This window comes from Streptomyces sp. NPDC052107 (assembly GCF_040680215.1).
Classification (GTDB): Bacteria; Actinomycetota; Actinomycetes; order Streptomycetales; family Streptomycetaceae; genus Streptomyces.
Genome location: NZ_JBFAWG010000080.1, coordinates 1 through 24262 on the forward strand (window position 1 = coordinate 1; position 24262 = coordinate 24262).

Consider the following 24262-nt stretch of genomic DNA (forward strand, 5'->3'; position numbering starts at 1 on the left):
CGCCCACTGACGAAGCGTCATCGGGTGTATCCCGAGACGCTTCGCAGCCTTGGACATCCGCAGCAACTCCATGCACAGAACTATACGAGCACAACACCCGGGATAGCTAATGAAGTTGTTGAGCCTGCACGGCCGGATCCTGCCTCACGCCGACCGGACCCGCATGTACTACCTCAGCCCGGAACACCCCGAAGCCACCCCCTGAGTCCCGGGCCCGCTGCCCCCACTCTTGCCTGGTCCCTGCCGCCGTCGTATTCTAGGTAGACCTACCTACCTAATTTGGAACGTGATGAGCGAGACCGGCGTGAGTACAGGGGAGAGCGGAAGGCGGCGTCCTGCCCGGGAGCGGCTACTAGCGGCGGCTGCTCGCCGCTTCTACGCCGATGGGGTGGCGGCGACCGGCATCGACACGATCACCGCCGAGGCCGGCGTGGCGAAGATGAGCCTCTACAACAACTTCTCCTCCAAGGCCGACCTGGTCAGGGCCTACCTGGACGCGCGGCACGAGGAATGGCTCGGCCTGTACCGGGCGCGCCTGGAGCAGGCCCGGGGCCCGCGCGACGGCGTGCTCGCGGTGTTCGACGCCTACGCCGATCACGCGGCGTTCGCCTACGAGCACGGCTTCCGCGGCTGCGGCCTCCTCAACGCCGCCGCCGAGCTCCCGGCCGGAGACGCAGGCCGGGCCGTGGTACGCGCCCACAAGGAGGAGGTCGAGCGCCTGATCGCCGGTCACGTGGAGCATCTGCTGCCCGGGCGCCCCGACGAGGCACAGGCGACGGCCGAGCACCTCGCCTTCCTGCTGGAGGGCGCGATGGCCCGCGCCGGCCTGGAAGGCGACGGCGACCGCCTCCGGCACGCCCGCTCCATCGCGGCGGCCCTGCTGGACCGGCTGTGAAGCGGCCCGCCGGACACGGCCGGTCCGCAGGGATGGGTGCCCTGTGCGTGTTGGCGGCCTCCGTTCTGTGGGGCACGACCGGCACGGCCGCCACGTTCGCCCCGGACGTGGGCCCGCTTGCCATCGGTGCCGTCGCCATGGGCCTGGGCGGACTCCTGCAAGCTCTCGCCGCCGTCCCGCAGATGGCCCGGCACGCGTCCCGCCTGAGCGAGCAGTGCGGCACGGTACTGCTGGGCGCCGCCTCGGTGGCGGTCTACCCCCTCGCGTTCTACAGCTCCATGCACCTGGCCGGAGTCGCCGTGGGCACCGTGGTGTCGATCGGCACCGCCCCGCTCGCCTCGGCCTTCATCGAACGCGTCGTGGACGGCCGCGGGCTCACCCGCCGCTGGGCGGTCGCAGCCGCGCTCGGGCTGCTCGGCACTGTCCTGCTGTGCGTCGCCGAAGCTGGCCGCGCCGCGAGCGATACGGCACGGGCATCCGTGGCCACCACGCTGCTCGGCGTGAGCCTCGGCCTTGTCGCCGCCGTGACCTACGCCCTCTATTCCTGGGCCGCGCACCGGCTCATCACCCGCCGGATCGCTTCCCGCGCGGCGATGGGCGCGGTTTTCGGACTCGGCGGGCTGCTCCTGCTGCCCGTCCTGCTGGCGACCGGTGCTCCGCTGATCAGCTCCTGGTCCAATGCGGCTGTCGGCGCCTACATGGCGCTGGTCCCCATGTTCGCGGGGTACGTTCTCTTCGGTTGGGGGCTCGCGCACGTGCCCGCCAGCACCGCCACCGCACTGTCCCTGCTCGAACCCGCCGTCGCGGCCGTACTCGCCGTCATGGTCGTCGGCGAACGCCTCCCCGCCGCCGGTTGGACCGGCATCGCACTCGTCGTCGCATGCCTCGGCGTCCTCACCAGTCCAACACCCGCCGGCCGTGGCCGACGGCAGCGGTCCGGTGAGCTGGTCTCCGGAGACGATGTCGGCGACGCCATGGAGGGCGAGCTGGCTTCTGGCCGATCTTGAGGTGTCGTCTGCGCAGCGCGAGCGCGGTGGGCGAAGAGGCGGCCCGCGGCGCCCCGCGTCACGAACCCGCCGGGTGCACGCGCATCACACGGACTCCGCGCCGCTGGAGCCCCGCGACGGTGTAGTCCTGCCGCTGCCACCTGCCGAGGACCCCGCCCACGAGGTCCTCCGCCTCCTCGCGCCGCAGGTGCCGGTACCCGTGGTTGACCAGCGGCGGCTGGTAACCGGGCACCACGTCGAAGTCGTACACCTCGCAGAACCTCTCGCCGATGGAGTCGTGGGCGGCGTAGTAGGTGAGCCACCGGGCGTGGTCCTCCAGCCGGGTGGGGTGCACGCCGGGGCGGCCCAGCACCAGGTGGGCGACGATGCCCGTGATCTCGGCGCACTTGTTGGTGATCGAGGCGTCGGGGTCGTTGTCCAGGTCGCCCATGATGACGACCGGCTTCGGTGCGTTCCCGGGCCGGAAGACCCGCACATGGTAGTCGGCGTGGCCGTACCAGTGCGGCGACCGGTAGGCCAGCGCGTACTGGTCGATCACCAGGACGGCCTCGTCGTCCAGGGTCGGCGCGTCGGCGGACCTGCGGCGGCGGGAGAAGAAGCTCATGCCCGTTTCCTCAGTAACGTGGTGATCTCGGCGCCGACGTCCTCGGTGAGCGTGCCCGCGCACGGGATGCCGAGACTCTCCGCGAGCCCTCGGCCGTGCAGGTCGACGGCCGACTCGGCGAGTTCCGCGAACGCCACGCCCGCCGCTCGCGCCCGCCACCAGGCCGTCGCGGCGGTGACGGCGCCGACGACCGCCGACGGCCACCACACGGTGCCCACGGCGAGATAGGCGAGGGCCCACGCCACCAGCCGGGTCGCGGCGGCGAGCCGGCCGCGGGCCGTACCGATCTCGGCGCGCACGTCCTCGGGCAGCGTCAGCCACAACCGTGGCCAGACCGAGGTGAGATCGAGCCGGTAGGTCTCCCAGACCCTGGTGTCCACCGCGGCGATCCGGTCACCCAGCCAGAACGGGTGGGTCGGCGGCGCGAGGCCGATCCGGTTGCGCCGGGCGTTGAACTCGCGGGCCCGCGCCGCGGCCGCCGACGCCTCGGGCGTGCCTTCGGCCCTGGCCGCCTCCAACAGAGCCTGGTCGAACCGCTCCTGTTCGGCGTCCCAACGCCGGCGGCGCCGGGCGGTGAGCCGTCGCGGCCGTGTGGCGAGCCACAGCCGTTCCACCGTGGCGCCCAGCGCGGTGACCGCCAGTCCGAGGCCCGCCGAGGCGGCCAGGACTCCCGCCAGGGCGAGGACCAGTGTGCCGGTGCTCCGCAGCGCGGGCTGTGCCGACAGCCGGTCGAGCCTGGTCAGCAGCAGGCCGGTGTCGTGCCAGTGCCGCTGGCCGAGCGTCACCGCGGCCATGGTCACGCTCAGCAGCAGCACGCCGGGGCCGAGCAGCAGGGTGAGCCAGCGTTCGGCCAGCTTGCCGCCCAGCGCCTCGAGGAACTTGGTCACGACCTGAGCCTCGTCACGGCCATCGGCCGCCGGTGCACCAGGCAGTCCACCGGCACCGCGCCCGGCGCCTCGAACCGGGAGCAGGTGCCGCCGGGGCAGGCGAGGACCTCCAGCACACGGTGACCGTCGCCCGCGCCGGGCAGCGGCTCGTAGGAACGGACCGGGCTCAGGCCCGCCGCATGCCCCGCTCGCAGCAGCAGCTCCTCCAACTCGTCGAGTTCGTCGGCGAGTTCGCCGGGCGTCGCGCCACTGCGGACCCGGTCGGCGATCGACTCCGCACAGGCCCGGATCTCCGGCGAGGTCCGCACCGCGTCGGCGGCGTCGGCCAAACGGCTGCACAGGACGGCGAGTTGGTCAGCGGTCACCCCAGTGAGGATAACCTCGCTCCATGACCCCGACACCCTTCGACAGCGAGATCGAGCGGAACCGGCGCCTGGCCGCGGAGGGCTCGGTCAACGCCATGAGCGATCTGGCGACAGGGTTGCGCGACCGCCACCGGTACACCGATGATCCGGCGGACCTGCTGGAGGGGATCGACCAACTGCGCACCGCCATCGGGTATGTGCCCGATCACCCGATCAGACACACGTTGCGGGCCACCCTCAGTGGCCTGCTGCTGGACCACTTCCAGTACTTCGGCGACGTGTCGGCGCTGCATGAGGCGATCGCCGGATGCGACGAGGTCATTCCGCTGCTGGACGAGCACAACCGGCGCGTGGTCGCCACGATGCGCGGCGAGGCGCTGATCCTGCTGGCCGAGCACACCCGCGACCCGGTGTACGTCACTGAGGCCGTCCAGTCGGCGTCGCGACTGCCGCGCGTGCCGGCCGTGCTGTTCGTGCTGGGCCGGGCCCTGTACGTGCGCTACGGGCTGACCGGCGACCACACCGCACTCGACGAGGCGGCAGGCGTCCTCGAGGAGAGCGTCCGGGCGTCGTCCGCCGACGATCCGAGCTATCTGCTGCGGCTCAACCAGTTGGGCGATGTGCTGCAGCGCTCCGCGGAACACACGGGTGACGAGTCGGTGCGACAGAACGCCATCCGGTATCTGCGGGCCGCGGTCGAAAGCACCCCGAGCGCGTCCTCCTCGCTGCTGCACTTCAAGGTCGACCTCGCGGCGGCGCTGCGGGACCGTGGCCGGCACACCGGTGACCTGGCGGCGACGCGGGAAGGCGTGAGCCTTCTGCGCGAGGTGCTCGCGGCCACCCCGTCCGACACCCGCCCGTGGGGAAACCGATGCGAGAACTACCTCGTCGCCGTGCACGGGCTGGTCGAACGGACCGGCGACATCGAACTCCTGGACCAGGCCGTGGAGATCGGCCGGGCCGCCCGTGGCCGGGGCAGCAACGGCGCCACGATCCCGCTGCTGCTGGGGCTGCTGCACCACGAACGATTCCTGCACACCCGGCTGAAGTCCGACCTGGCGCAGGCGGTCACCGCGTTCACCGAGGTCGTCGAGGCGGTGCCGTACGGCGGGGACGACCACGTCGCGGCGCTGGGAAACCTCGGCCGGGTCTGGCTCTCCGAGAACCGGTTCACCGGCGACCCGGAGGCGTTGCGCCGGTCCGTGACGGCACTGGGCAGCGCCGTCCGGGCGAGTGCTCCCGGCACTCCGCAGCGCGGCGCATCCGAGATCAACTACGGCGACGCCTTGTATGCCCAGTACGAGTCGAGCCAGGACCCCGGCGTCCTCGCCGCGGCGGGGCACGCCTACCGGGAGGCGGCCCGGACCGAGGCATTGCAGCCGATCGTGCGGATCAGGGCCGCACGCGCCTGGGCCCGCACCGAAGCGGAGGCAGAACACTGGCGCCGGGCGCGGGACGCCTACGCGTTCGCGGTCGGCCTGCTGCCGCTCGTGGCGCCGCGGCGTCTCGCCCGCCTCGACCAGCAGCGGATGCTGGAAGAGCTCAACGGCCTTGCCGCCGACGCGGCCGCCAGCGCCCTGTGGGCGAACGATCCGGAGACGGCCGTACGGCTTCTGGAACTCGGCCGTGGAGTGCTCGGCGGGCAACTGCTGCAGAGCCGCAGTGACCTCTCCCGGCTGTCCGCCGCCGCACCCGAACTCGCCGAGCGACTGGCGGACGCCTTCGACCGGCTGACCCCGTCCGGGCATCTCCTGGGCGCAGCGGCGGACGAGCGGCACGACCTGGACATCCGGCTGGGGCGTCTGCTCGACGAGGTCCGCGCGCTGCCCGGGTTCGGGGACTTCCTCGCCCCACCGGCGCTTGCCGACCTGCTGGCGTCCACGGTGGACGGACCGGTCGTGCTCATCAACGTGAGCGGATTCCGCAGCGACGCGCTGATCGTCGAGCCGTCGGGCGTCACGGTGGTCGAACTGCCGGATGTGACACCGGACTCGGTGGCGGAACAGGCCGCCGCGTTCGGGGCGGCGTTGGACGCGGCGACCCGCCCGGGACCCGGCGAGACCGAGGCCCAGACCACCGTCACGGAGGTACTCGGCTGGCTGTGGGACGTCGTCGCCGAACCGGTGCTGCAACGACTCGGGTACACCACCGCGCCGTCCGGCGCCTGGCCACGGATCTGGTGGTCGCCGGTGGGACAGCTCGCGTTGCTCCCTCTCCACGCGGCCGGCCGCTTCCCGGACGGCGCGACGGTCCTCGACAGGGCCGTGTCCGCCTACACACCGACCTTGCGGGCCATGCGGCACGCCCGGGCCCGGTACGCCCTGGCAGGCGAGGATCTGGTTGTCGTGGCGATCGGGGACGCACCCGGCGCGACGGCACTGCGCAGCACGGAGCGGGAGGCGAGCAGGATCGCCGCCCTGACACCGGCCACGCGGCTGGTCGGCGCGCAGGCGACGGTCGACGCGGTCCGTGCCGCCCTCGCGTCCCACGCGTCGGCGCACTTCGCCTGTCACGCGGCGAGCGATCCCGACGACCCGTCAGCAGGACATCTGCTGTTGCACGACGGTCCGCTGTCGGTGCTCGACGTGTCCGCTCTCGACCTCTCCGGGGTCCGGCTCGCCGTGCTGTCGGCCTGCGAGACGTCGCTCGGCGCACACCGGATCCCGGACGAGGGCCTGCATCTGCTGTCGGCCTTCCAACTCGCAGGCTATCCGCAGGTGGTCGGCACGCTGTGGCAGGTGAACGACCACGTGGCCAGGCTGGTCGCCGTGGACCTGCACCAGGGCATCGCCGGGGGTGAGGACGTCGCGACGGCGTTGCACCACGCGGTACGCCGTTGCAGGGAGCGTTTCCCGCGGACCCCGACGCTGTGGGCGGCGCACTTGTATTCCGGTCAATGACGGTCACATACCGGCAGACGTATGGGCACCGGCGCGCACGGCGGCCAAGCTGGTGGCGTGGCGTTCTGGAGCAAGAAGAAGACCGAGAAGCAGCCGGAGGTCACCGACCACTACGTCGGTGACTTCGGCAGTGCCGAGATCAAGGTGACCGAGCGGCCCGGTGACGTGCCACTGATCGACATCAAGCTGAAGGTGACCCAGGAGTTCGCCCGGGGAGCTGAGTTCGAGCGCAAACGCGAGGAACTGGGCCTGCAGCACCCGGAGACACTGCATGCTCTGCATCTGTACGCGGCGGCCCTCGGCGGACTGCCCGACCGGCGCGACGACGCCATCGAACTCCTCGACTGGCTGGTCACCGCCCGAGCCGACGACGAGGAGAACAGACTCCTGGCGATGAACGACCTCACCCGGCTGCTGCAGGAGGGCGGCCATCTCGCGCTCGCCGAACAGCGGTTGCGGCAGGCCTTGTCCGGGTGGGAGCGGCTGCGTGGCCAGGACGACGAGCAGACCCTGTCGATCGCTACGAACCTGGGGAAGGTCCTGATCGACCTCGGACGCCGGGAGGAGGCGGAAGGGCTGATGCGGGACACCGTGGCCCGCCGCGTGCGCACCCTCGGCCCCGCCCATCCCGACACACTGAGCAGCAGGAACACCCTGGCGGGAACGCTGCGCGGCTCGCCCGACCGGCTCGCCGAGGCCGAGCGCATGTACCGCGCGATGCTGGCCGACGCCGACGCGGGCAGCGACGTCGCACTGACCGTACGGCACAACCTCGCCGCCGTCCTCATCCACCGGGGCAGGCTCGCCGACGCCCTGACGATGTACCGAGAGCTGGTCGACGCCCGGTCGCGGCTGAAGGGCGACCGGCATCCGGACACCTTGACCGCCCGGCACAACTACGCCGTCGTCCTGAACCGGCTCGGCCACGTCACCGAGGCGGAGACGCTGATCGCCGAGCTGCTCCAGGACTACCGGCGGGCACACGGCCCCCGGCACACCGCGACCCTCGGGGTCCAGGTCGACCTGGCGGCGATGAAGGCCAACCAGGGCCGCAACGCGGAGGCGGTTCCACTGCTGCGCGACGCGATCGAGGGCTACCACCACGCGTACGGTCCCAACCACCCGCGCGTCCGCGAACTCACCGGCATCCTCGCGCAACTGGGTGGGTGATCGAAGCGGGCCTCAGCCCGGGGCGTTCAGATCACCACGACCGCAGGGCGGGCGCACCTTTCCGGCAGGTGCCTGCGAAGCGCGGCCCACCCCGCCTGCCGCGGCAACCACGGCTGCGGTCAACACTCCGGGCACCCCAGATTCGTACCGTCTTGCGCATGCCCTGTCCCCCGTTGAGGGCAGGGAATCGCCGGAAGCATATGAACATGAAGGATACATCTGATCATTTGACACGAAGCAGGGAGGACGGTGTACCTCATTCAGATGCGGCGACCTCCACCGGGGCCTCAACTCCGGCCTGCTGCGGGCATGCAGGGCGCCAGGAGACGGGTAGTGCCTGGAACAGTCACACCCAAACGTGCGCGTGAGGTCGCCCGCCGGGGCGCAGCTTGCAGGTTTCCTCCTGGCATAGCAAAGCGGCCGACCCCACCAGAGGAACGAGGCTCAGCAACTCCTCAGCGGTCGATGTGTTCCAGCGCCCCTCCCGCTGGGCACGCCGGGGCCGGTCGCGCATCGGGGCTGGGCAGACGGGCTGCTCGCCGCGTCTACGCCAGTGGGCCCCTCAGGCGCCAGCCGGTAGGTCCGGCCCCGGCAGCCAGGAAGAGGGCTCTCAACGCCTACCAGTAGTGCCGTCGGCCGGCGACTGCGTGCCCCATGGAGCCCAGGACCCACAGCACCGCGCCTACGACCAGGAGAATTATGCCGATGGTCCACAGGATGGATATCCCTGTGACGAAACCGATGATGAGCAGTATGACACCTAGGGCGATCATGACAGGCCTCCTGGTGAGGAATCGCTCCTGTCATCCGGGTGCCCCGAACCGGAAGGTGATACGCCACTCGGAAGCCTGCGTAAATCCGCATCGCGTTTCCGTGGATCTCAGTGTGCGCACAGAGGGCAGGACGGCCCGCGAGGCGCCTGCCCAAACGTTGGATGGGATCGGTCCCAGCACACCGAGATACCGTGCTTGCGGGCCGTACGCCGGCCCCGGCAGGGTCGTACGCAGACACCAGATTCACTACCCAGAGTGACCGCACCGCCCCGGACAGCTGAGGAGCACAGCCCCTGCGCGGCGCGCCGGATCTGCCGCCCGGTGACGTGACCGAGCACCCGACCGGGGACGACGCCGACAGGCCGCCCGCAGTGATCTGCGTGAACGGCAAGCAGACCAGAGGAGCTGCGCGCTCTGGGGCATGGGCTTGCACAGCCGCTGGGCTCGCGGTAGAGGCCCGGGCGCGCGCCCGGGCTGCAGACTCACGAGCGTGCCCGTCACCACGGAGCGCACACCTGCTTCCTCGCCTGCACGGGCGACGCCGGTCGCCCGTTTCCCCACACGCCTGGGGCTCCCCCCGGTCGGCACAGTTGTCGGAGCCGAGGCAGGCCCCCCTCAACGTCGAGAGCCATCCTCGGAGCATCAGCGCTTCGCTCCCGCACTGCGGGCTGATCCGCGACGTGTGGTGCCTGTTGGGCTCAGAGGTTTAGGCGCGTCCAGTCCTGGACTGCGACGAAGTCGGTGCTGATGAGGCCGGTTGTGGAGTCGACGCGGTGGAGGAGGGCCTGGCCTTGGTGCTGCGCTGAAACCCAAGTACGGTCGGTGTCGGTGATCGAGTCGTCGATCCAGATTACGGGGAGTCCTGCCGCGGCGTGGACGAGGGCCTGCGTCTTCCAGTTCAGCGCGCCCGCCTGGAGCTCCGCCGGGACCTCCGGCAAGTCTGCCACCGGAAGGTGGGGCAGGCCGAGCAGTGGAGCTATGACCTGGTTGGCGTTGTCTTTCCATGCTGTGGCCCACATCAAGACGCAGGGAAGTGCCAGCAGACGGGGGCCGTGTCCGGGGCCGATCTTCGCGAGCTGGGGATTCGATACGCTCTGCCAGTCGTCCCATCCTTCGGGGGTGGAGGGGAGCCGCGCTCCGTCATAGGGCAGGACGGTTCCGTCGACGTCCAGGAAGAGGAGCGGCGGCGGCTCTGCGCGTACGGGCATGGCCGCACGCTATCGCCCCCTTGCGGCCATGATTCATGGAGAGGGCTTCAGGCCCGCACTCCGGGCAGCCGTATCCGGTGCCGAGATTTCGGGCGAGCGGCTGTTGGCGGGCCTGGCGCGAAGCCGCTGCCCGGCGGGTCCGCAGCAGGACAAACAAGCCGACGGCCCAATCGGTACTGACCGTTGTCCCAGACGTCGCCGCCAAGGGTGGACTGGTAACTGTTTGTCGGTGTTATGGCGATATGTCAACGCCCATGCCCGGGCTGCTAGTTCGTGACCCACCATCGCGCTACCGATGATTGGCTAAATCCAGGTGTACCGCTCGGGTAGCATGATCGAACTTACGGGGACCTCCCGCATCGCTGCCCTTCCCTGGAAAGCCGTGCTATCCGGACGAAGGGTGACCAATTTGATTAACATCTAATAAATCGGTCAAATAAGTTGATACCTATCGCGTCGCGGGTGATTTCGCGAATAAGTAGCAGATTTGAGTTCGCCGCGTGCCGCCGGCCGCGGGTGATGCTGTGGGCCACGGCGGGTGTGGTGGCCCTCGGATTCCTCGTCGGGCTGGAGGTTGCCGCGCGGCGCAACGGCCTGCCGGGGCCGATCACCAATCAGGTGCGGGAGGTGATATTTCCTCCCAAATCAGGTTTCCTGTTGTACGGCAGCATGGCGTTGATGATGGTGGTGCTCACCTGGCGGCAACGGCTCGTCGCGGCTGGTGTCGCGATCGGCATCGACGCCGCCTTGTTGCTGGTGCGGTGGGCCGTCGGCGCCGAAATCACCGACGGCCACCCCTTCGGTAACGGCGCATTGTGGGTGATTTTGGGCTATGCGGTCATCGCTGTCACGCGCCGAAGGGGACAGGAACGTGCCCTGCTGCTGAAGGGCGTCGGGCTGGGCCTGCTGCTGGTGGCCGGACGCAAGGCCGGCGATACCTGGCTGCTGATCACGTCGAAGACCCGCCCGGCGGTGCTCGACCAGTACGTGGCAACCGCCGATCAGGCGCTGGGCGACCCGTCGTGGCTGGCAGGCCGGATCGTCAGGGCCACAGGCCCGATCGGCGCCCATGTTCTCGACCTCGTCTATGGTCAGCTAGCAGTGGCCGCGGTCGTCGTCGCGGCGTACCAGCTGCGCAATGTGGCAGCCGAGCGCCGATTCCCGACTCACCATCTGGTGCGCACCTTTCTGGTCATCGGCCTCCTCGGGCCCGCCATCTATATGCTCTTCCCGGTGGTCGGACCGGTCTTCGCCTACGGCCCGGGCGCCTCCGGCACCGGCGGCGTGCACTGGGCAGCGGCCAACCTGTGGCCGGACACGCCGCCGCCGATCAATGCTCCGCATCCGATGCCATACGACGAGATCACCCCACGCAACTGCATGCCCAGCCTGCACACAGCGTGGGCTACCGCGATATTCGTTCATTCCCGCAAGGGCCCACGGCTCCTGCAATTCGCAGGCGCGTTCTGGCTGGTTGCCACGCTCGGCGCAACGCTGGGGTTCGGCTTCCACTACGGTGCGGATCTCATTGCCGGTATGGTATTCGCGCTGACGATCGAGGCAGCTCTGCGCTCGCTCGAACGTGGCTGGGACCGGTCAGGAATCCAGCTGGTCGCTTACGGCACAACGGTCTTCGCTGCGCTCTTGCTGTCATATCGGTATCTGCCGATGGAGATGGCCAAACACCCGTGGGTGTTCGGACCACTTCTCATTCTGGCGCTGACCTCAGTGGTCCGCGGTTACATACGGACCACCAAACTGTGGGATCCGGAGACTGCACCAGTGCGGCAACCAGAACCGCAGCCCGAACTCGCTTGAGCCATGTCGCATCAGCAAGCGCGTGAGCTCCGCGACCCAAAGAGCAGAGCACGGGACATTGCCTAGTCGCCGAGCTGTACGTGCCGAACTGGTGCTTCGGTGCCATGTACACAAGGGCGGCGGGATGGGCGGCGTGGGCCGCGCCCGAGGAACGGGGCGCGGCCCACGCCGTATTGCGCGTCGGTCAGGACCTGACGCGTGCGTGGTGCGTGGCGCGGCCAATGCTGCTCATGGACCGTCTTCCACGGCCCGAACCGCTCGGGCGGATCCCGTCACTGCACCCCGGTCCCCGCCCGGCGCAGAATCCGGTCGATCACCTGCCGATGATCCCGCCACCGGCCACAACGCTCGTTGGGTGACCAGCTTGCCGAACTGACGCGGGCTCATTGCGGTGAACGAGGCTGTCCGAGACGGCTGGGCCGCGGAGCGGCTCCTCCCCTCCGCACCCAGTTCGCCCTGCCCGTGCATGACGCGGCACGCGCGTATTTACTGGACCGTAACGGGACCGTGTGGGACGGCTTGCCCGACGGCGAGAGCGTGCGGGACGTGGAGGACAGCCGACTGCCGATTCTCGACGTAGCCCGAGCGGTCACGGGATAGCGTGCGACTTCCCGGACGATCTTTTGCGGGGCAGCCTTTAGGCAGCGCGAACTGCATGTCGCGCAGGGACAGTTCACCGATCAGCTCGATGAAGCAGGGGGCTTCGGGAAATTTCGCCGCTTCCATCCGTAGCTGCGCGACGGAAACCTGTGCTCGACTTCGCCGCGGCGACCGCCCGTACCGCCGAGCTGGGGCCACCGCCCGGGGTGAGCCTTGTGAGGACCTACGGCAGGTGTGACAGGGCCCCGAAGGCAACGAGTTCTGCATCCCGATCGTGAGCCGTCCCTGGTCGCGCACGGCGGCCTCGCCTACTGGCATCCGCGGCTGTGGCCGACAGGCAACGGTCTGTGCGCCATCGAGGCCGGCTTCACCTGGCTTGCGGCGCCGGCCCAGGGCACGGGACTGCACACCGAGGCCAAGTACGTGTTGTTCCGTCATGCGTTCGAGAACTGGAAGGTGGCACGCCTCGACTTGAAGACAGATGCGCGCAACAGCCGTTCACGGGCCGCGATCGAGGCGGTGGGCGCCCGGTTCGAGGGTGCGCTGCGGAATCGGTACCGGTCTTGGGCTCCGGGTGAGGACGACCGGCTCGGTCACTCAGCGATCTTCTCGATCACCGCAGCGGAATGGCCGGACTGCCGGGGCAGGCTCGAACAGCGGATCGCCCGAAGCCTCGAACGACGCACGAGGCGGCGCGTGCTGCCCCACGCCGCACTGCGGACGGACCCCTGCCTCCGGTGGTGGAGCGGTTCCGCCACTGCCATGGAGCGTGTTCCCCGCACCGGCACACTGCCACGGCCCCGCGTGCGAGCGGGCCGGATGCCGCCGCCGCGGTGGCCGTGCTCGTCGGTCTCAGCCGCGTGGCACTCCGTACCCACTGGCCCTCGGATGTCCTCGACGATCGGTTGTCGGGGTATGGCCGGCTGCCCGCCTCTGAGAAGGCGCGCCGTGTGGTTCGATCAGCCGCCGGGTGCGTGGATCTGGTCGAGCCCAGCGCGTAGGTCGTGGGCGAGTGTGGTGGCGTCGCCGGTCTTCCAGAAGTGCAGATAGAACAGGCGTGGCTGCTCGTAGAGCAGGTGGTTGTGCACCTCGATGATGGTCAAGCCGTGCGAGCGCAGGGCGCGGATGACGGGGTTGACCTGTTCGGCGGTCATGACGAAGTCGCCGTTGACCGCTGCTCGCCCGCCGCCGAGCGGCTGGAACATCAGCAGCGTCGAGGCTTCCATCAGGTGCGGCAGCGTGAAGTGGGCGCGGGTATCGGATACCGATTGCTGGACCGGGATGTGGTACTGGAGTACGCCGTTTTCGTTGTCGCCCTTGGTGCCGACGATGCGGTTCAACACGGCGAAGTCCAGCGCCATCGGCCGCTCTGCGCCGGGCTGCTGGTCGAGGGGGATGCCGGTCGTGGCGAGGGCGTTGTGCACGGTGCGGGCGATCTGCGTCGGGTCGCCGAGGGCCCAGTAGTGCAGCCACCACAGGCGCGGGGTCTCGTCCTGGAGGTGCTTGTGGAGGGCGGTGACCTCCACGCCGCCTTGCTGCAGGCGGTCGGCGACTGTGTTCACCTCGCTGCCGGTGAGGGTGACCTCTCCGATCATCAGCGTCCTGCCATCGCCGGCGCGGTGGAAGGACGCCTCGGCGTTCAGTTCCATGGCCGGGTTCTCGGTCACGCCGGCGTTGACCACGTGCAGGTCGGTGCGCAGCCACTCGGCGGTGTGCACATCCTGGGCCTCGGTGGTCAGCGGCTGGCCGATCGCACGGCTCACGGCATTCCAGTCGATGCCGGGGGCCTGGCCGGAGGCGGTAGCGAGGGTGAGGGCGAGGGTGGTGGCAACGGCCGCGGCGCCCGCTGCGACGATGGTGGCGGGGCGCCGGAACAGCTTTCGCTGAGCCATGCATGCCTCCTGGTTGCGTCGGCGTGTCACCTGAAGGCCGGAGTCGCTCCTTCCCAGGGCACCATGCAACCGCCTGCGGCGCGCGTCGAGACCCGATCGCAGCTGGGCGCACCGCAGGTGTACCGGGCCGCACCGACCGCCTGCATAGCGGCGCCGGATGCCGCCGAGGCGGCAGCGTCGCCAGGAGTACGACGATCAGGAGGAAGACCCCGCCGACGATCGCGGCCATGAGGCCGATCCGGCTCCTCTCCGGCGGGGCAGGGGACGGAGTGCCCCAGGGGGAGAGAGGCGTCTGGTGCGGCGACTGCGGCGCGGGAGGCATGGACACGCCAGAACGGCACTCGACGCCCACGAGACGTCCTGCTCGGCCGCCCCCGCCTCAACGGCTTCCTGTGGTGGTCGAGGCGTGCGGCTTGCATGGGGGCAGCGGCGCCGCGACGGGTAGCGCGCGGTTGCCCCGCGACCAGCATTCCGTCACCTCACGAGCCGCATTTCGTCGGTAGCCCCTACATGCGCACGGGCGCCACACCGGCGAACCGGCCCCTGCACGAGGACACCGCGATGCCGACGCATGGGCGCCTGCCTCGCCCCCCGCCGAGTTGCAGAACCCGTTCGGCGGACCGCGGCGACCACTGCTACGTTTCCGGAGGCCGTGCGAGAGAACGAGGAGGTGGTACCCGTGAACGCAGTAACGACGTGGGTGCTCCGCTCCGGGGTCACGGTCGGGCGATAGGTCGTCCGGGAGCGCCGTTCCAGAGCACTCCGAAAGGCACGACCGTGCAATTCACTTCTGAACAGCGCCTCGACGACGGCGTCCTCGAGCGCGAATTCACCCTCGGCGAGATCCCCGGGGCCCTGGCTGGAAAAGCTCCCGCTCACATGCTGGCGGCCTACCTTACGTCAAGGGGAGAGGGATCTCCTCGGGCTACCCGACTCTATCCGGTACTCGGGGACTGTTGCTGTTGGCCCGGCGGAAGGGTCTTCACGCAGTTCACACGGGCGGACTTCGAGACAACGGTGTAGTTGCCGTTTGGAAGGTAGGGGAATTCGAAGTAGCCATCTGGTTGTTGCGCAGCGGTTCTGCCCAGCACGGTTCCTGCGGAATCCGTGAGCGTAACCGACTCACCGGGCGGGAAGCCGTTGCCTGTCACTCTGAACCAAGCCTGTGACGGTGGCCGCGAGGGCGGCCCTTCCTGCGTGACTGTGCAGATGCCCTGCGCGGGCTTGGGCGTTGCGTGAGCTGGTGAGGTGGCGATCGCCGTGCCTCCAACGAGTGCAGCAAACGCCGCCCCAACCACCAAGTTACTCTTCTTCATCGTTTCTCTCCTTCGGGCCGTCATTTGTGGCCTGCCAAGCACCACCGACAGCGTGGGCAGCCCCTCATGGAAGTCAGGGGATGTGCAGGGAGCCTGTGAGCTGCTGGTAGAGCTGTTTCACGCCCTTCTCGTCCGCGGCAGGGCCACTGGCCACGAGTCCGACGAGGTGGTCGGTGGCGGCGACGTATCGGACGAGGACCACGCTCGGGACGCCGTTGTCGTCGAACGTGATCCGGCCCTCGCGGGCGGGATGGCCGGCGACTTCAAGGGGATGGTTCCTGCTGACGGTCCCATTGGTCGAGGCGGCAACGCCGCGGACGGCCGGGTCCAGGGCGGCCTTGGTATCCGCTCCATGCATGTCCGTGACCTGGAAGGCAACCTTGTTCTTCCCGGCACTGACCTTGTACATCCGTATCTGGAAGGTCTTGCCGCTCATGGTGATCGAGTCGTGCTCAACTTTGGTCCTGCCGGGCAGCTTGACGGTGATGCCACTCGGTGCGTCGGTGGTCTTGACCCACTGTGCGGCGATGCCGCGAGGCTGGCTGGTGACCGGGCCGCCGGCGGTGGCGGCGAGGCGCAGGCTGCTGGTGCGCGTGAAGTCCTGGGGGGTGCTGACGGCGGTGGCCCCGGCTATCGCCGCGCCGGTCAGAATGGCGGTCAAGCTGGCGGTGGTGGCGGTGCGAACGAAGCGGCGTGTAGTTCTCATGGGTCCTCCCGGTGGCTTGAGTTCCCCGTTGATGAGGATGAGTTCCACATTCCAGTCGACTGCGGCTCGTCCCTCCTGTCATCTCCAGCATCAGCAGCAAAATGGTCGGCTCTCCCGAGCGACAGGGACGTCCCTTCTAGCCGGTCGTTTCCGGTTCCGCATGCCGTACAGCCCGCGAGATGGGCACGATGGGCGGCTCCGAGAGGCGACCACCCGGAATTCACCGGTCTGCCCGTCCCACTGCTCCCATCCGGTCGTACTCTGGCGCGCGCTCTGCCACGGCACCTCAGCAAAATCCCGTTACGAGCTCGTAGCCACGATGCGTTCTGACCTCATGGCTCTGTGTGCCTGCCTTTTTAGGCGCGTGCGGGCGAGCGGCGGTGAGCGGGGCGGAGACTGGAGGGTGGGCGCCGCGGGGTGGTGGTCCGCCTCCCGCCTTGGCTCTACACTGGATCCGTTACCGCCCGTAGCGTTCAAGCGGCGGATCCTTCGGTACGTCCAGCCCGCCGCCGCGCTACTCAATCAGCTCACCGTGCGCGCTGGCGAGGCTGCGCCCTGTCGCCTGGGTTGGGGGCCGGTCGGTGGCTGCAGACCTGGGTGCCGGTACGTCGTTGCCACCAGGTCAGGATGGCGAATGTACGACGATTCCTGGGCTGCTGGCGCACGGCGGACGTCACCCATTTGGGTAGGGAGTGGATATTCAGCATTCAACCTCGCGTTGGAGGCGATTGAGCCATGACCGACAGGAGGTAGTCATGACGGCAATACGCAGAGGGAGCCGCCACACAGCGCGAGTGGTGGCCGCGGGGATGATGGGAATCCTGCTAGCAGCGGCAACTGCATACACTGGGCCGTCGGCCAGCGCATCGGTCGCAGCAGCCAAGACGCCCACGCACACCGCCACCGGGCCCGCGGACTCCCAGCCGAGCCCGGGCGGCTTCTCGCTGTTCGTCGAGCAATGGCTCGGCCACGGCAGGTCGCTCACGGTCAATAAGGACGGCTCGTTCGAAGCCAGCGGGCGCGTCTACGTCACCTGCGATCAGGCCTCGCCACCGTGCGACAAGGCGTCCGACAACACCATCACCGACGGTTATCACGCCTCGGGGCGGCTGACTAGTGTCAACGGTACCTCGGCCACCGGCGTGGTGACCGACAGCAACGGTGGTCGGGACAACTGGTTTCCCACTGGCCCGATCACCATGACGCTGAATCCCGCCACCGACAGCCTCTCCATCGCCGGCACCAACTACTGCGGCCCGAACTCTCCTCCGGACCTGTGCGGCGCGTAGTGCCTCGGGGGGTTTGCCGCGTCCGCCGCGGCTGGGGGCCTGCTCCAGTGCAGTGGCCGGGGCAGCCAGTCCATTCACCCGATCAGTCTGCACGGCTGGTGCAGCAGTTCGTCCAGGGCGGCCAGAGCGGATGACGGCCAAGGCGAATGGCGACGGCGCTCCCCGCCCCGGGGCTTTGCATGAACACGGTCTGCCCGGTACGTCGGACTGAATGACGCGGCATCATGTCCCGGGTGGCTACGGATTGGTTTTCCGGTCAGCAGCGCAGGCACGGTACCGGTGATCACGTGGGTGTCTGAAGTCCCGTGAGTACCGAGCGAGCCCGTGCCTGACCCTGCATCATCCGCTATGCCCGCCGCGCTGGAGCAACTGATCTGTACCCAAGCTCAGATCCCGGTCGACGACGCCGTCCACCTGCGCGTCCTCCTGCGTCGCGTGCCCGACCCAGGCGATCGCCCGGGCCGCCGCTATCCGTGACCGCGCTGCTGTATGCGGCAGCCGCGGGCGTCCTGGTCAGCGCCCGTTCACTGGTCGCGATCGGTGAGTGGATCGCAGACGCGCCCAGGTGGGTGCTGCAGGCTCTGGGCTCCCCGCCCGACCCGCTGACCGGCATTGTGCCGGCACCGCACCCGGCCACTGCGCGCCGGCTCCTCGCCCGCCTCGACGGCGACGCCCTGGACCATGCGGTCGGCGCATTTCTGCACGTCCGTGCGCGCAGGCCCGTTCTCGACACCGCACAGCGCCCCGGCGTTGCGGGCGATCGCCGTGCACGGCAAGACGCTGCGCGGCTCGCGACACAGCGACCGGCCCGCTGTCGCCCTGCTGGCCGCGATGGAACACGCCGGCAGTGTGCTCGCCCAGCGCCAGGTCGCCGACAAGAGCAATGAGATTCCCGCATCCGCGCCCCTGCTGGACACCCTCGATCTGACCGGCACCGTGGTCACCGCAGACGCCCTGCACACCCAGCACGAACACGGCGCCTACCTGCGTTCCCGCGGCGCTCACTACCTCGCGATCGTGAAGAAGAACCACCCCGGCCTGTTCGAGACCGTCCGCACGCTTCCCAGGTGGGACATTCTGCCTTGCGGATCTTGAAGCGTAGGAAACTCCGTGATCCACAAGTGCCGCGCTCGCCTCGTACGTCGGCTTTCGCCCGCGCGCTACATGATCAAAGCGGGCGAACATGACCCTCCCCGGGGCCCTGCCCGGCACCCTGTGGATGCGTGGATCCGCACCGGCTCCGCTGATCCTGATGGCCCACAACAACGGCCTGCCCAAGGGGGAACCGCGGCTGGTGGCCCGGGCCCGGCACTCCGCGGCGTACGGCTACGCGGTGGCCGCCATCGACGCCCCCGGGTGCGGTGACCGGCCCCGTTCCGCCGCCGACGAGCAGGCCCGCGCCGATCTGCGCCGGGCGATGCAGGCCGGCGAGCCGGTCGACGAGATCTTCGAGTCCTTCATCGGCCCGCTGGTCGAAAAGGCGGTCCCGGGATGGCGGACCACCCTGGACGCCCTCCTTTCGCTGCCCGAGATCGGCGGCCTGGTCGGGTACTCGGGGTGGACCGCCGTCGGCATTCGGCTGGCGGTGGTCGAGCCGCGCATCGCGGCCGCCGGTTTCTTCGCCGGGGGTTACGTGCCCCGCGCCCAGCGCGAGGAGGCCCGGCAGGTCACCATTCCGCTGCTGTTCCTGCTGCAGTGGGACGACGAAGGGAACCCCCGGCAGCGGGCCCTGGACCTGTTCGGCGCCTTCGGCACCAAGGAGAAGACGCTGCACGCCAATATGGGCGGGCACACCGGCACCCCTTGGTTCGAGGCGGACGACGGGAACCGGTTCTTCGCCCGGCACCTGAAGTGAGGCCGGGCCGTCAGGCCGGCAGCAGACGCCAGGCGGTGCCGGCCAGGACGCCGCTCATCGAGGACAGGTCCCGGCTCCTCAGATCTCCACATCGCGGGCCCCTGCCAACTCGGCAGGGGCCCGCGATGCCCGAAGCCATGAACGGTTCGATTTCTGCAGAGCTTCGAGTGCTGCCCAAACTCGTGTACAGGTGCTGTCGGTTCTCCTGAACAAAGCCACACGATCGAGTCCGCATACGGATGGGTGAGCCTCGATCTGTCCCGGGCGGCCATCGAGCATCCGGTCGTCGACATCGAGCTGCAGCTCGGCACCGGCGGGGATCACCGTGCCTGGCGAACGTGATCGTTGACGGCGAGGGTCTGCGCACTCGGTGGAAGGACCTGTGCTACAAGGCCCCGCGGCGTTCCCGCCCCGGCAGGCCGAAAATCAGAATCTCGGGGGACATGGGTTTCGGACGGTTGAAGATCCGCCACGCGCAGCGTTGAAGCTTCATCCGGTACGAGGACGCCCGTCCGGCACTTCGTCCCCGCCGACTGCTGGGCGGTCCGAGTCCGCCTATAGCGGTCGGCTTCAACCATGCCTAGCTGGCGGGGCGTTGCTTCGCCGGTCTCTTCCTCGGCTTCTTCCCGTCGCCGGGCAACCGGCTGGGTGCGGTGATCGAGGCGGGGAGCGTTCGGTGGCCTGAACGGGGTGCCGGCTTTCCGTTGCTGTGAGTCTCTTGTGCGCGGCGCTCTTCGGCGGCATTCTCACTGATCGGTGCATGTCAGGAACTGGCCGTTCTGGCAAGTCTCACGGGCCCCCGCCCCGTTGGGCCTTCCGCTTCCCAAGAGGAGGATCAGTGAGAACCAAGCGCACCCGACTGCTCGCCGTCACCGCAGGTCTCGTCGCCGCCACCCTGGCGGGAGCACCCACTGCCGGTGCCGCCGGCACCCCATCTCGCGGCGCGGCCCAGCTGGCTCACGTTTCGGACAACATCGCCCGGGCCGGTGTCGACGGCACCGCGTGGTACGTGGACCAGGCGTCCGGACGCGTGGTCGTCACCGCCGACAGCTCGGTCACCAAGGCTGGAATCGCCCGCATCGAGAAGGCCGCCGGTGGCGACGCGGGCGCCGTGCAGGTCCGGCACTCCAACGGCGTCTTCCGGCCGCTGCTGGGCGCCGGCGACGCCATCTACGGTGGCCAGTACCGCTGTTCGCTCGGTTTCAACGTGGTCAGCGGCAGCACGTACTACTTCCTCACCGCCGGTCATTGCGGCAAAGTCGCCAAGACCTGGTACACCAACCAGGCCCACACCACCCTCATCGGCCCGACCATCGGCTACGACTTCCCCGGCAACGACTACGCCTTGGTCCGCTACGACAACACCGCCCTGAGCCACCCCGGCGGCTACAGTGCGGCGAACGCCTACGTCGGTGAGAACGTCAAGCGCACCGGTTCCACCTCCGGCACCCACAGCGGCACGGTGACCGCGCTCAACGTCAGCGTTCACTACCAGGGTGGCGGCACGGTCAGCGGTATGATCCAGACCACTGTCTGTGCCGAGCCAGGCGACTCCGGTGGCCCCCTCTACGACGGGACCAAGGCACTGGGTATCACCTCCGGCGGCAGCGGCGACTGCACCACCGGCGGCACGACGTTCTACCAGCCGGTGCCCGAGGCGCTGAGCGCCTACGGCGTCAGCATCTACTAGAGACCACCGCGCCGGCATCCACCTGGCTACCACCGGAATTCGCGGGACACCGCGGGCATGACCGTCGAGCCACCCCGTCGCGAGAGCTGAACGCGCGTGGGTGGCTCGAAGGTTGAAGACCACGCGGCCGAAAGGATGCCGGTGTACAGCACAGCACGTACAGGATCCCGCACCCCCACCTTCCGGTCCGGCAACGGCTTGCGGCCTGGATACCGAAGGCGCCGCTCGCGGTGCGGCAACAGCGGCTCCAGGCGCTTCCACAACTCATCCGCCACGGTCCACGGCGACGTTCCCACACTGGGCCGAACGCTCAACTCCCGCGGACACCACAGTCAGGAGCGATCCACCTCGTTGTGTTGGCCGTTGGAAGGCCGCATCTGTCCAATTCCGGGCAATGCAGCGGACGGTGGACCAGTCATCGCACCGACAGCGCCTTGCTCGGCCGCCCATTGATGCACGCTTGACCTCAAGTGTGGTTCAGCTTCTACGTTCGTGGTCATCGGCAGCAGCCAACACAGGAGGCAGTTCCCATGACCGCGACCGCCATTCCCGAGACCTACCGCAACGCTGTCGTCGCCCACATCATGGTCGACGGCGCCGCGGACGCGATCGACTTCTACACCCGAGCATTCGGTGCCGAAGAGCTGTTCCGCCTCGATGGCCCGGACGGACGCATCGTGCACGCCGAGGTCAGGGTCCAGGGCTCCACCATCATGCTGGGCGACGCCGAGGAACCAACCTTCAGAGCGCCGACCGCTGTTGGCGGCACCACCGTGGGCCTGCACGTCTTCGTCGAAGACGTCGATGCGCTCGCGCAGCAGGCCGCCGCGGCCGGTGCGGAACTCCTGCAGCCACCGGCCGACCAGTTCCATGGCGACCGCACGACCATGTTGAAGGACCCCTACGGCCACGTCTGGATCTTCCTCACACACCTGGAGGATTTGACCCCGGACGAGGTGGCCCGCCGGGCCCGGGAACTCTTCCTCTGAACGATGATCCGCCGGACACGACCTGGCGCCGGTCGTGCGGAGCAGCGCCTCGAACCCTCGGGCCCCACCGGTGCCCCTGTACCAGCGGCTCATGGCACGGCACTTGACGGGCTGCTGTCAGCGGCATCTCACTGGTCACTGTCGAACCAGCCGCTGGCCCGGTGGGGTCAGCCGCCGAGCGCGATCGGGCCGAGGTCCGACGGCAGGTGGCGCACGGCCAGGGCCACGGCCTCGTGCGGTGTGGTGAACCGGCCGAGGTCCTCACTTATGAAACCCCTGCCCACACCGTAGGTGCCGTCACTGTTCGCGGCCAGGCACGGTCCGACGACGGTCAGGTGCGGGCGGGTGGTGGCCGAGAAGCGCAGTGCCCAGTGGCTCGTGAACGGGTAGAGGGCGCGCAGCGCCGGCTCGGCGTACGCCGCCTCGATCAAAGCTTGGTACGTCTCCTGCCAGGCGTACTCCAGTTCGCTTGCCTCCTGGCACATCCTCTGCCACTCGGATTCCGTCAGGCGCGCGGGATCGGTGTCGGGCACCTCGAACCGGCCGGTCAGGTGCACGAAGGGTGCCGCCCGGCGGATGTCGTTCAGGGGCGCTCCGTCGTGCCACGCCCGGGCCGCCCTGGCGATCTCCGCCAGGTCGTCCGTCCTGCCGTCGACAAGGGCCATGCTCTGGAATGGTTCCGTGCCGAGGATCGACCACCGCCGTTCGTACGACCATGCGCTGATCTGCAGCGGCTCGCGATGCTGCAAGGTGCTTGCGACGGTCGCGTGGAGCAGCGGCGCGGAGCCTGAGGACGTGACGGGGACGGCGCCGAGGCAGCCGTCCGCCTCGGTCCGGAGGGCTGCGGCGAGGCTGCCGCAGGCTGCGACGTCGGGGTACAGGACGGCGGGATCAGGTGGTGTGGGCACGGCTCCTGATTGTGCCCGAGCCGCTGATTCCCGGGGCGGACGGATGGCTCCCGCGGTCCGTCCCTGCCCCCGGTTCACCTCGGATTTCCTCGACCGCGCCTGCCTGCCACGCTGCGGACGCCGTGCTGGTGGACAGGCCGCGCGGACGGAGAGGTCAGGCCCGGGCCTCACCGTGGCGGCGGGCAGGTCGAACCAGACCCGCTTGCCGCGGTCGCCCACCGAGGTTGCGCCCCGGGTGTGTGCCAAGGCGTCCATACCCTAACTGGGCGGCTGGCGGCTGAAATGTGGCATCGCGGGGCGCGGAAAGGCCGGCGACACCGGTGATCGCTCTGCGCCGGACTGTGCAAGTCGCGCCGTGCGTTTGGTCGTTCGGGCCCTCCTGCGAGTGCCGAGTCGAGGGCGTGTACGGCGGCCTGGCAGAGGCAACTCGACGGCACGGCACAACCCTTTGGCGGACCGGGGGTCACACCAGGTAGGAGCAACCACCTCCAACAGTCGCAAGCGGGAGATATGCGATTTGCTCGTTCTGTGACGGTTGCCACCGCAGTGGCGGCCCTGTCGGTGGGGGCCACGACGGCCTTGGCGGCACCCGCCTCGGCCGCGGCCAACACCACACCGCAGAGGGTCTGCGGAAGCGGCTACAAGACCGTCAACTCGGCGCCCGTGGGCTCACTGGGCACCGTCTACCTGACGTACAACTCCGCGAACGGCAAGAACTGCGTCGCGACCATCCGCAGCAACCCGGGTACCGCCGTGGCCATGTCCGCGTGGATCTATGTCTCCGACACCGACCAGGGTGACGAGGACTACGGGCAGTACACGTCGTACGCGGGGCCGACCTATGTCTACGGCAAGGCCCACTGCGTCGGCTGGGGCGGCAACATCAGCAACGTGTACGTGCAGGTGACCGGCTCCAACTGCGGTGCCCTGAGGGAAAGCAGGGTCACCTTCACCCGCTGACCGGCCCTCGTGACCGGCACAAGGCCCACGCCCTGCACGTCGCGTGGGTAGCGGCCTGGTCCGGCGCGGCCTGGCGGAACACACATGGCTCCGCCAGGCCGCGTCGGCACGAAGGCGACGAGTTCGGTGGCGCACCAAGGAGTTGTCCTTCGGATCATCAGCGGGCCGTGGGCTGGTCCGAAGGACCTGCCGATGCCGGCTCGAACAACGCGTCCGAACGAACGGTGAGACAGGAGTAGAACTCGTCACGGAAGCATGACAGTTGCGCCAACGGCTCTCGTCGGGCGTCACGATGCAGCAGACTCATCCTCACGGCCTTCGTGCTGCACGTGCGCGTTCCTTGGTCGGAGCACATGTTCAGACGAAGGCCGCTTCCGTGTACGGCGGATACCGGACCGAGTGATCAAGTTCGACGCACCATTCGACGTCG

General features: G+C 69.2%; 19 protein-coding genes and 6 pseudogenes. 15 read left to right on the forward strand and 10 right to left on the reverse strand.

Annotation, left to right across the window (positions count from 1 at the left end; genetic code table 11):
* Window positions 1-289 precede the first annotated feature (289 nt).
* Together AB0M27_RS38960 and AB0M27_RS38965 are read left to right on the forward strand one after the other, a co-directional pair.
* Window positions 290-895 (forward strand): TetR/AcrR family transcriptional regulator, encoded by a 606-nt coding sequence (locus tag AB0M27_RS38960; protein WP_365729400.1) that lies wholly within the window; start codon window positions 290-292, stop codon window positions 893-895.
* Window positions 896-927: 32 nt separating this feature from the next.
* On the forward strand, window positions 928-1902 hold the full coding sequence (locus AB0M27_RS38965) for a DMT family transporter (protein ID WP_365729402.1): 975 nt from the start codon (window positions 928-930) through the stop codon (window positions 1900-1902).
* A gap of 58 nt (window positions 1903-1960) precedes the next feature.
* Here AB0M27_RS38965 and AB0M27_RS38970 read toward each other — a convergent pair whose 3' ends face one another.
* Genes AB0M27_RS38970 through AB0M27_RS38980 form a run of 3 tightly spaced genes read right to left on the reverse strand, consistent with a single transcriptional unit; the run spans window position 1961 to window position 3758 of the window.
* The gene (locus AB0M27_RS38970) at window positions 1961-2506 is read right to left on the reverse strand and encodes a hypothetical protein (RefSeq protein WP_365729404.1); all 546 of its coding nucleotides are present in this window, start codon (window positions 2504-2506) and stop codon (window positions 1961-1963) included.
* Complete coding sequence (locus AB0M27_RS38975) at window positions 2503-3393, reverse strand: hypothetical protein (RefSeq protein ID WP_365729406.1); 891 nt, start codon at window positions 3391-3393, stop codon at window positions 2503-2505. Before AB0M27_RS38975 ends, AB0M27_RS38970 begins: the two co-directional genes overlap by 4 nt.
* Complete coding sequence (locus AB0M27_RS38980; protein ID WP_365729407.1) at window positions 3390-3758, reverse strand: hypothetical protein; 369 nt, start codon at window positions 3756-3758, stop codon at window positions 3390-3392. Before AB0M27_RS38980 ends, AB0M27_RS38975 begins: the two co-directional genes overlap by 4 nt.
* A gap of 23 nt (window positions 3759-3781) precedes the next feature.
* On the opposite strand from AB0M27_RS38980, the gene AB0M27_RS38985 reads away from it, so the two are divergent.
* The gene (locus tag AB0M27_RS38985; RefSeq protein WP_365729409.1) at window positions 3782-6658 is read left to right on the forward strand and encodes a CHAT domain-containing protein; all 2877 of its coding nucleotides are present in this window, start codon (window positions 3782-3784) and stop codon (window positions 6656-6658) included.
* Window positions 6659-6715: 57 nt separating this feature from the next.
* On the forward strand, window positions 6716-7828 hold the full coding sequence (locus AB0M27_RS38990; protein ID WP_365729411.1) for a tetratricopeptide repeat protein: 1113 nt from the start codon (window positions 6716-6718) through the stop codon (window positions 7826-7828).
* 617 nt (window positions 7829-8445) lie between these two features.
* Here AB0M27_RS38990 and AB0M27_RS38995 read toward each other — a convergent pair.
* The gene (locus tag AB0M27_RS38995; protein WP_365729413.1) at window positions 8446-8601 is read right to left on the reverse strand and encodes a DUF6131 family protein; all 156 of its coding nucleotides are present in this window, start codon (window positions 8599-8601) and stop codon (window positions 8446-8448) included.
* Window positions 8602-9299: 698 nt separating this feature from the next.
* Complete coding sequence (locus tag AB0M27_RS39000; protein ID WP_365729415.1) at window positions 9300-9809, reverse strand: hypothetical protein; 510 nt, start codon at window positions 9807-9809, stop codon at window positions 9300-9302.
* A gap of 519 nt (window positions 9810-10328) precedes the next feature.
* Between AB0M27_RS39000 and AB0M27_RS39005 the strand changes: the two genes are divergently transcribed.
* On the forward strand, window positions 10329-11627 hold the full coding sequence (locus AB0M27_RS39005; RefSeq protein WP_365729434.1) for a phosphatase PAP2 family protein: 1299 nt from the start codon (window positions 10329-10331) through the stop codon (window positions 11625-11627).
* Window positions 11628-12272: 645 nt separating this feature from the next.
* Here the strand turns inward: AB0M27_RS39005 and AB0M27_RS39010 are convergent.
* Window positions 12273-12380, reverse strand: a pseudogene (locus tag AB0M27_RS39010) (transcriptional regulator); the annotation flags it as partial.
* 153 nt (window positions 12381-12533) lie between these two features.
* On the opposite strand from AB0M27_RS39010, the pseudogene AB0M27_RS39015 reads away from it, so the two are divergent.
* Window positions 12534-12896: pseudogene (locus tag AB0M27_RS39015) on the forward strand (GNAT family protein); the annotation flags it as partial.
* 290 nt (window positions 12897-13186) lie between these two features.
* Here the strand turns inward: AB0M27_RS39015 and AB0M27_RS39020 are convergent.
* Complete coding sequence (locus AB0M27_RS39020; RefSeq protein WP_365729417.1) at window positions 13187-14119, reverse strand: DUF1259 domain-containing protein; 933 nt, start codon at window positions 14117-14119, stop codon at window positions 13187-13189.
* A 777-nt stretch (window positions 14120-14896) separates the two neighbouring features.
* Here AB0M27_RS39020 and AB0M27_RS39025 point away from each other — a divergent pair.
* A pseudogene (locus AB0M27_RS39025) lies at window positions 14897-14995 on the forward strand (alpha/beta hydrolase); the annotation flags it as partial.
* 513 nt (window positions 14996-15508) lie between these two features.
* Here the strand turns inward: AB0M27_RS39025 and AB0M27_RS39030 are convergent.
* Window positions 15509-16096: a hypothetical protein gene (locus tag AB0M27_RS39030; protein WP_365729419.1), complete on the reverse strand. Its 588-nt coding sequence runs from the start codon at window positions 16094-16096 to the stop codon at window positions 15509-15511.
* 854 nt (window positions 16097-16950) lie between these two features.
* On the opposite strand from AB0M27_RS39030, the gene AB0M27_RS39035 reads away from it, so the two are divergent.
* The 6 genes and pseudogenes from AB0M27_RS39035 to AB0M27_RS39060 all read left to right on the forward strand — a co-directional run bounded on the left by AB0M27_RS39035 (window position 16951) and on the right by AB0M27_RS39060 (window position 20975).
* Window positions 16951-17430, forward strand: coding sequence for a hypothetical protein (locus AB0M27_RS39035; protein WP_365729421.1), 480 nt, complete (start codon window positions 16951-16953; stop codon window positions 17428-17430).
* Window positions 17431-17903: 473 nt separating this feature from the next.
* A pseudogene (locus AB0M27_RS39040) lies at window positions 17904-18068 on the forward strand (ISAs1 family transposase); the annotation flags it as partial.
* A 43-nt stretch (window positions 18069-18111) separates the two neighbouring features.
* A complete protein-coding gene (locus AB0M27_RS39045; protein ID WP_365729438.1) occupies window positions 18112-18525 on the forward strand; it encodes an ISAs1 family transposase in 414 nt (137 codons plus the stop codon).
* Between the two features lie 88 nt (window positions 18526-18613).
* Complete coding sequence (locus tag AB0M27_RS39050) at window positions 18614-19285, forward strand: alpha/beta hydrolase (protein WP_365729424.1); 672 nt, start codon at window positions 18614-18616, stop codon at window positions 19283-19285.
* Between the two features lie 222 nt (window positions 19286-19507).
* Window positions 19508-19770, forward strand: a pseudogene (locus tag AB0M27_RS39055) (hypothetical protein); the annotation flags it as partial.
* 353 nt (window positions 19771-20123) lie between these two features.
* A complete protein-coding gene (locus tag AB0M27_RS39060; RefSeq protein WP_365729425.1) occupies window positions 20124-20975 on the forward strand; it encodes a S1 family peptidase in 852 nt (283 codons plus the stop codon).
* A gap of 179 nt (window positions 20976-21154) precedes the next feature.
* Here AB0M27_RS39060 and AB0M27_RS39065 read toward each other — a convergent pair.
* Window positions 21155-21307: pseudogene (locus AB0M27_RS39065) on the reverse strand (IS5/IS1182 family transposase); the annotation flags it as partial.
* Window positions 21308-21505: 198 nt separating this feature from the next.
* On the opposite strand from AB0M27_RS39065, the gene AB0M27_RS39070 reads away from it, so the two are divergent.
* Window positions 21506-21964, forward strand: a complete 459-nt coding sequence (locus tag AB0M27_RS39070; RefSeq protein ID WP_365729428.1) for a VOC family protein — start codon at window positions 21506-21508, stop codon at window positions 21962-21964.
* Window positions 21965-22131: 167 nt separating this feature from the next.
* Here the strand turns inward: AB0M27_RS39070 and AB0M27_RS39075 are convergent, their stop codons facing one another.
* Entirely contained in the window at window positions 22132-22872 is a 741-nt protein-coding gene (locus AB0M27_RS39075) for a DUF6193 family natural product biosynthesis protein (RefSeq protein ID WP_365729430.1), read from the reverse strand.
* Window positions 22873-23382: 510 nt separating this feature from the next.
* On the opposite strand from AB0M27_RS39075, the gene AB0M27_RS39080 reads away from it, so the two are divergent.
* Window positions 23383-23832, forward strand: a complete 450-nt coding sequence (locus AB0M27_RS39080) for a spore-associated protein (protein ID WP_365729432.1) — start codon at window positions 23383-23385, stop codon at window positions 23830-23832.
* Window positions 23833-24262: the final 430 nt, after the last annotated feature.

Coding starts and splice junctions, on each gene's coding strand:
- AB0M27_RS38960 (WP_365729400.1), top strand. CDS start 290: ATGAGCGAGACCGGCGTGAGTACAGGGGAGAGCGGAAGGCGGCGTCCT.
- AB0M27_RS38965 (WP_365729402.1), top strand. CDS start 928: ATGGGTGCCCTGTGCGTGTTGGCGGCCTCCGTTCTGTGGGGCACGACC.
- AB0M27_RS38970 (WP_365729404.1), bottom strand. CDS start 2,506: ATGAGCTTCTTCTCCCGCCGCCGCAGGTCCGCCGACGCGCCGACCCTG.
- AB0M27_RS38985 (WP_365729409.1), top strand. CDS start 3,782: ATGACCCCGACACCCTTCGACAGCGAGATCGAGCGGAACCGGCGCCTG.
- AB0M27_RS38995 (WP_365729413.1), bottom strand. CDS start 8,601: ATGATCGCCCTAGGTGTCATACTGCTCATCATCGGTTTCGTCACAGGG.
- AB0M27_RS39000 (WP_365729415.1), bottom strand. CDS start 9,809: ATGCCCGTACGCGCAGAGCCGCCGCCGCTCCTCTTCCTGGACGTCGAC.
- AB0M27_RS39005 (WP_365729434.1), top strand. CDS start 10,329: ATGCTGTGGGCCACGGCGGGTGTGGTGGCCCTCGGATTCCTCGTCGGG.
- AB0M27_RS39020 (WP_365729417.1), bottom strand. CDS start 14,119: ATGGCTCAGCGAAAGCTGTTCCGGCGCCCCGCCACCATCGTCGCAGCG.
- AB0M27_RS39035 (WP_365729421.1), top strand. CDS start 16,951: ATGATGGGAATCCTGCTAGCAGCGGCAACTGCATACACTGGGCCGTCG.
- AB0M27_RS39045 (WP_365729438.1), top strand. CDS start 18,112: ATGCGGTCGGCGCATTTCTGCACGTCCGTGCGCGCAGGCCCGTTCTCG.
- AB0M27_RS39050 (WP_365729424.1), top strand. CDS start 18,614: ATGACCCTCCCCGGGGCCCTGCCCGGCACCCTGTGGATGCGTGGATCC.
- AB0M27_RS39070 (WP_365729428.1), top strand. CDS start 21,506: ATGACCGCGACCGCCATTCCCGAGACCTACCGCAACGCTGTCGTCGCC.
- AB0M27_RS39080 (WP_365729432.1), top strand. CDS start 23,383: ATGCGATTTGCTCGTTCTGTGACGGTTGCCACCGCAGTGGCGGCCCTG.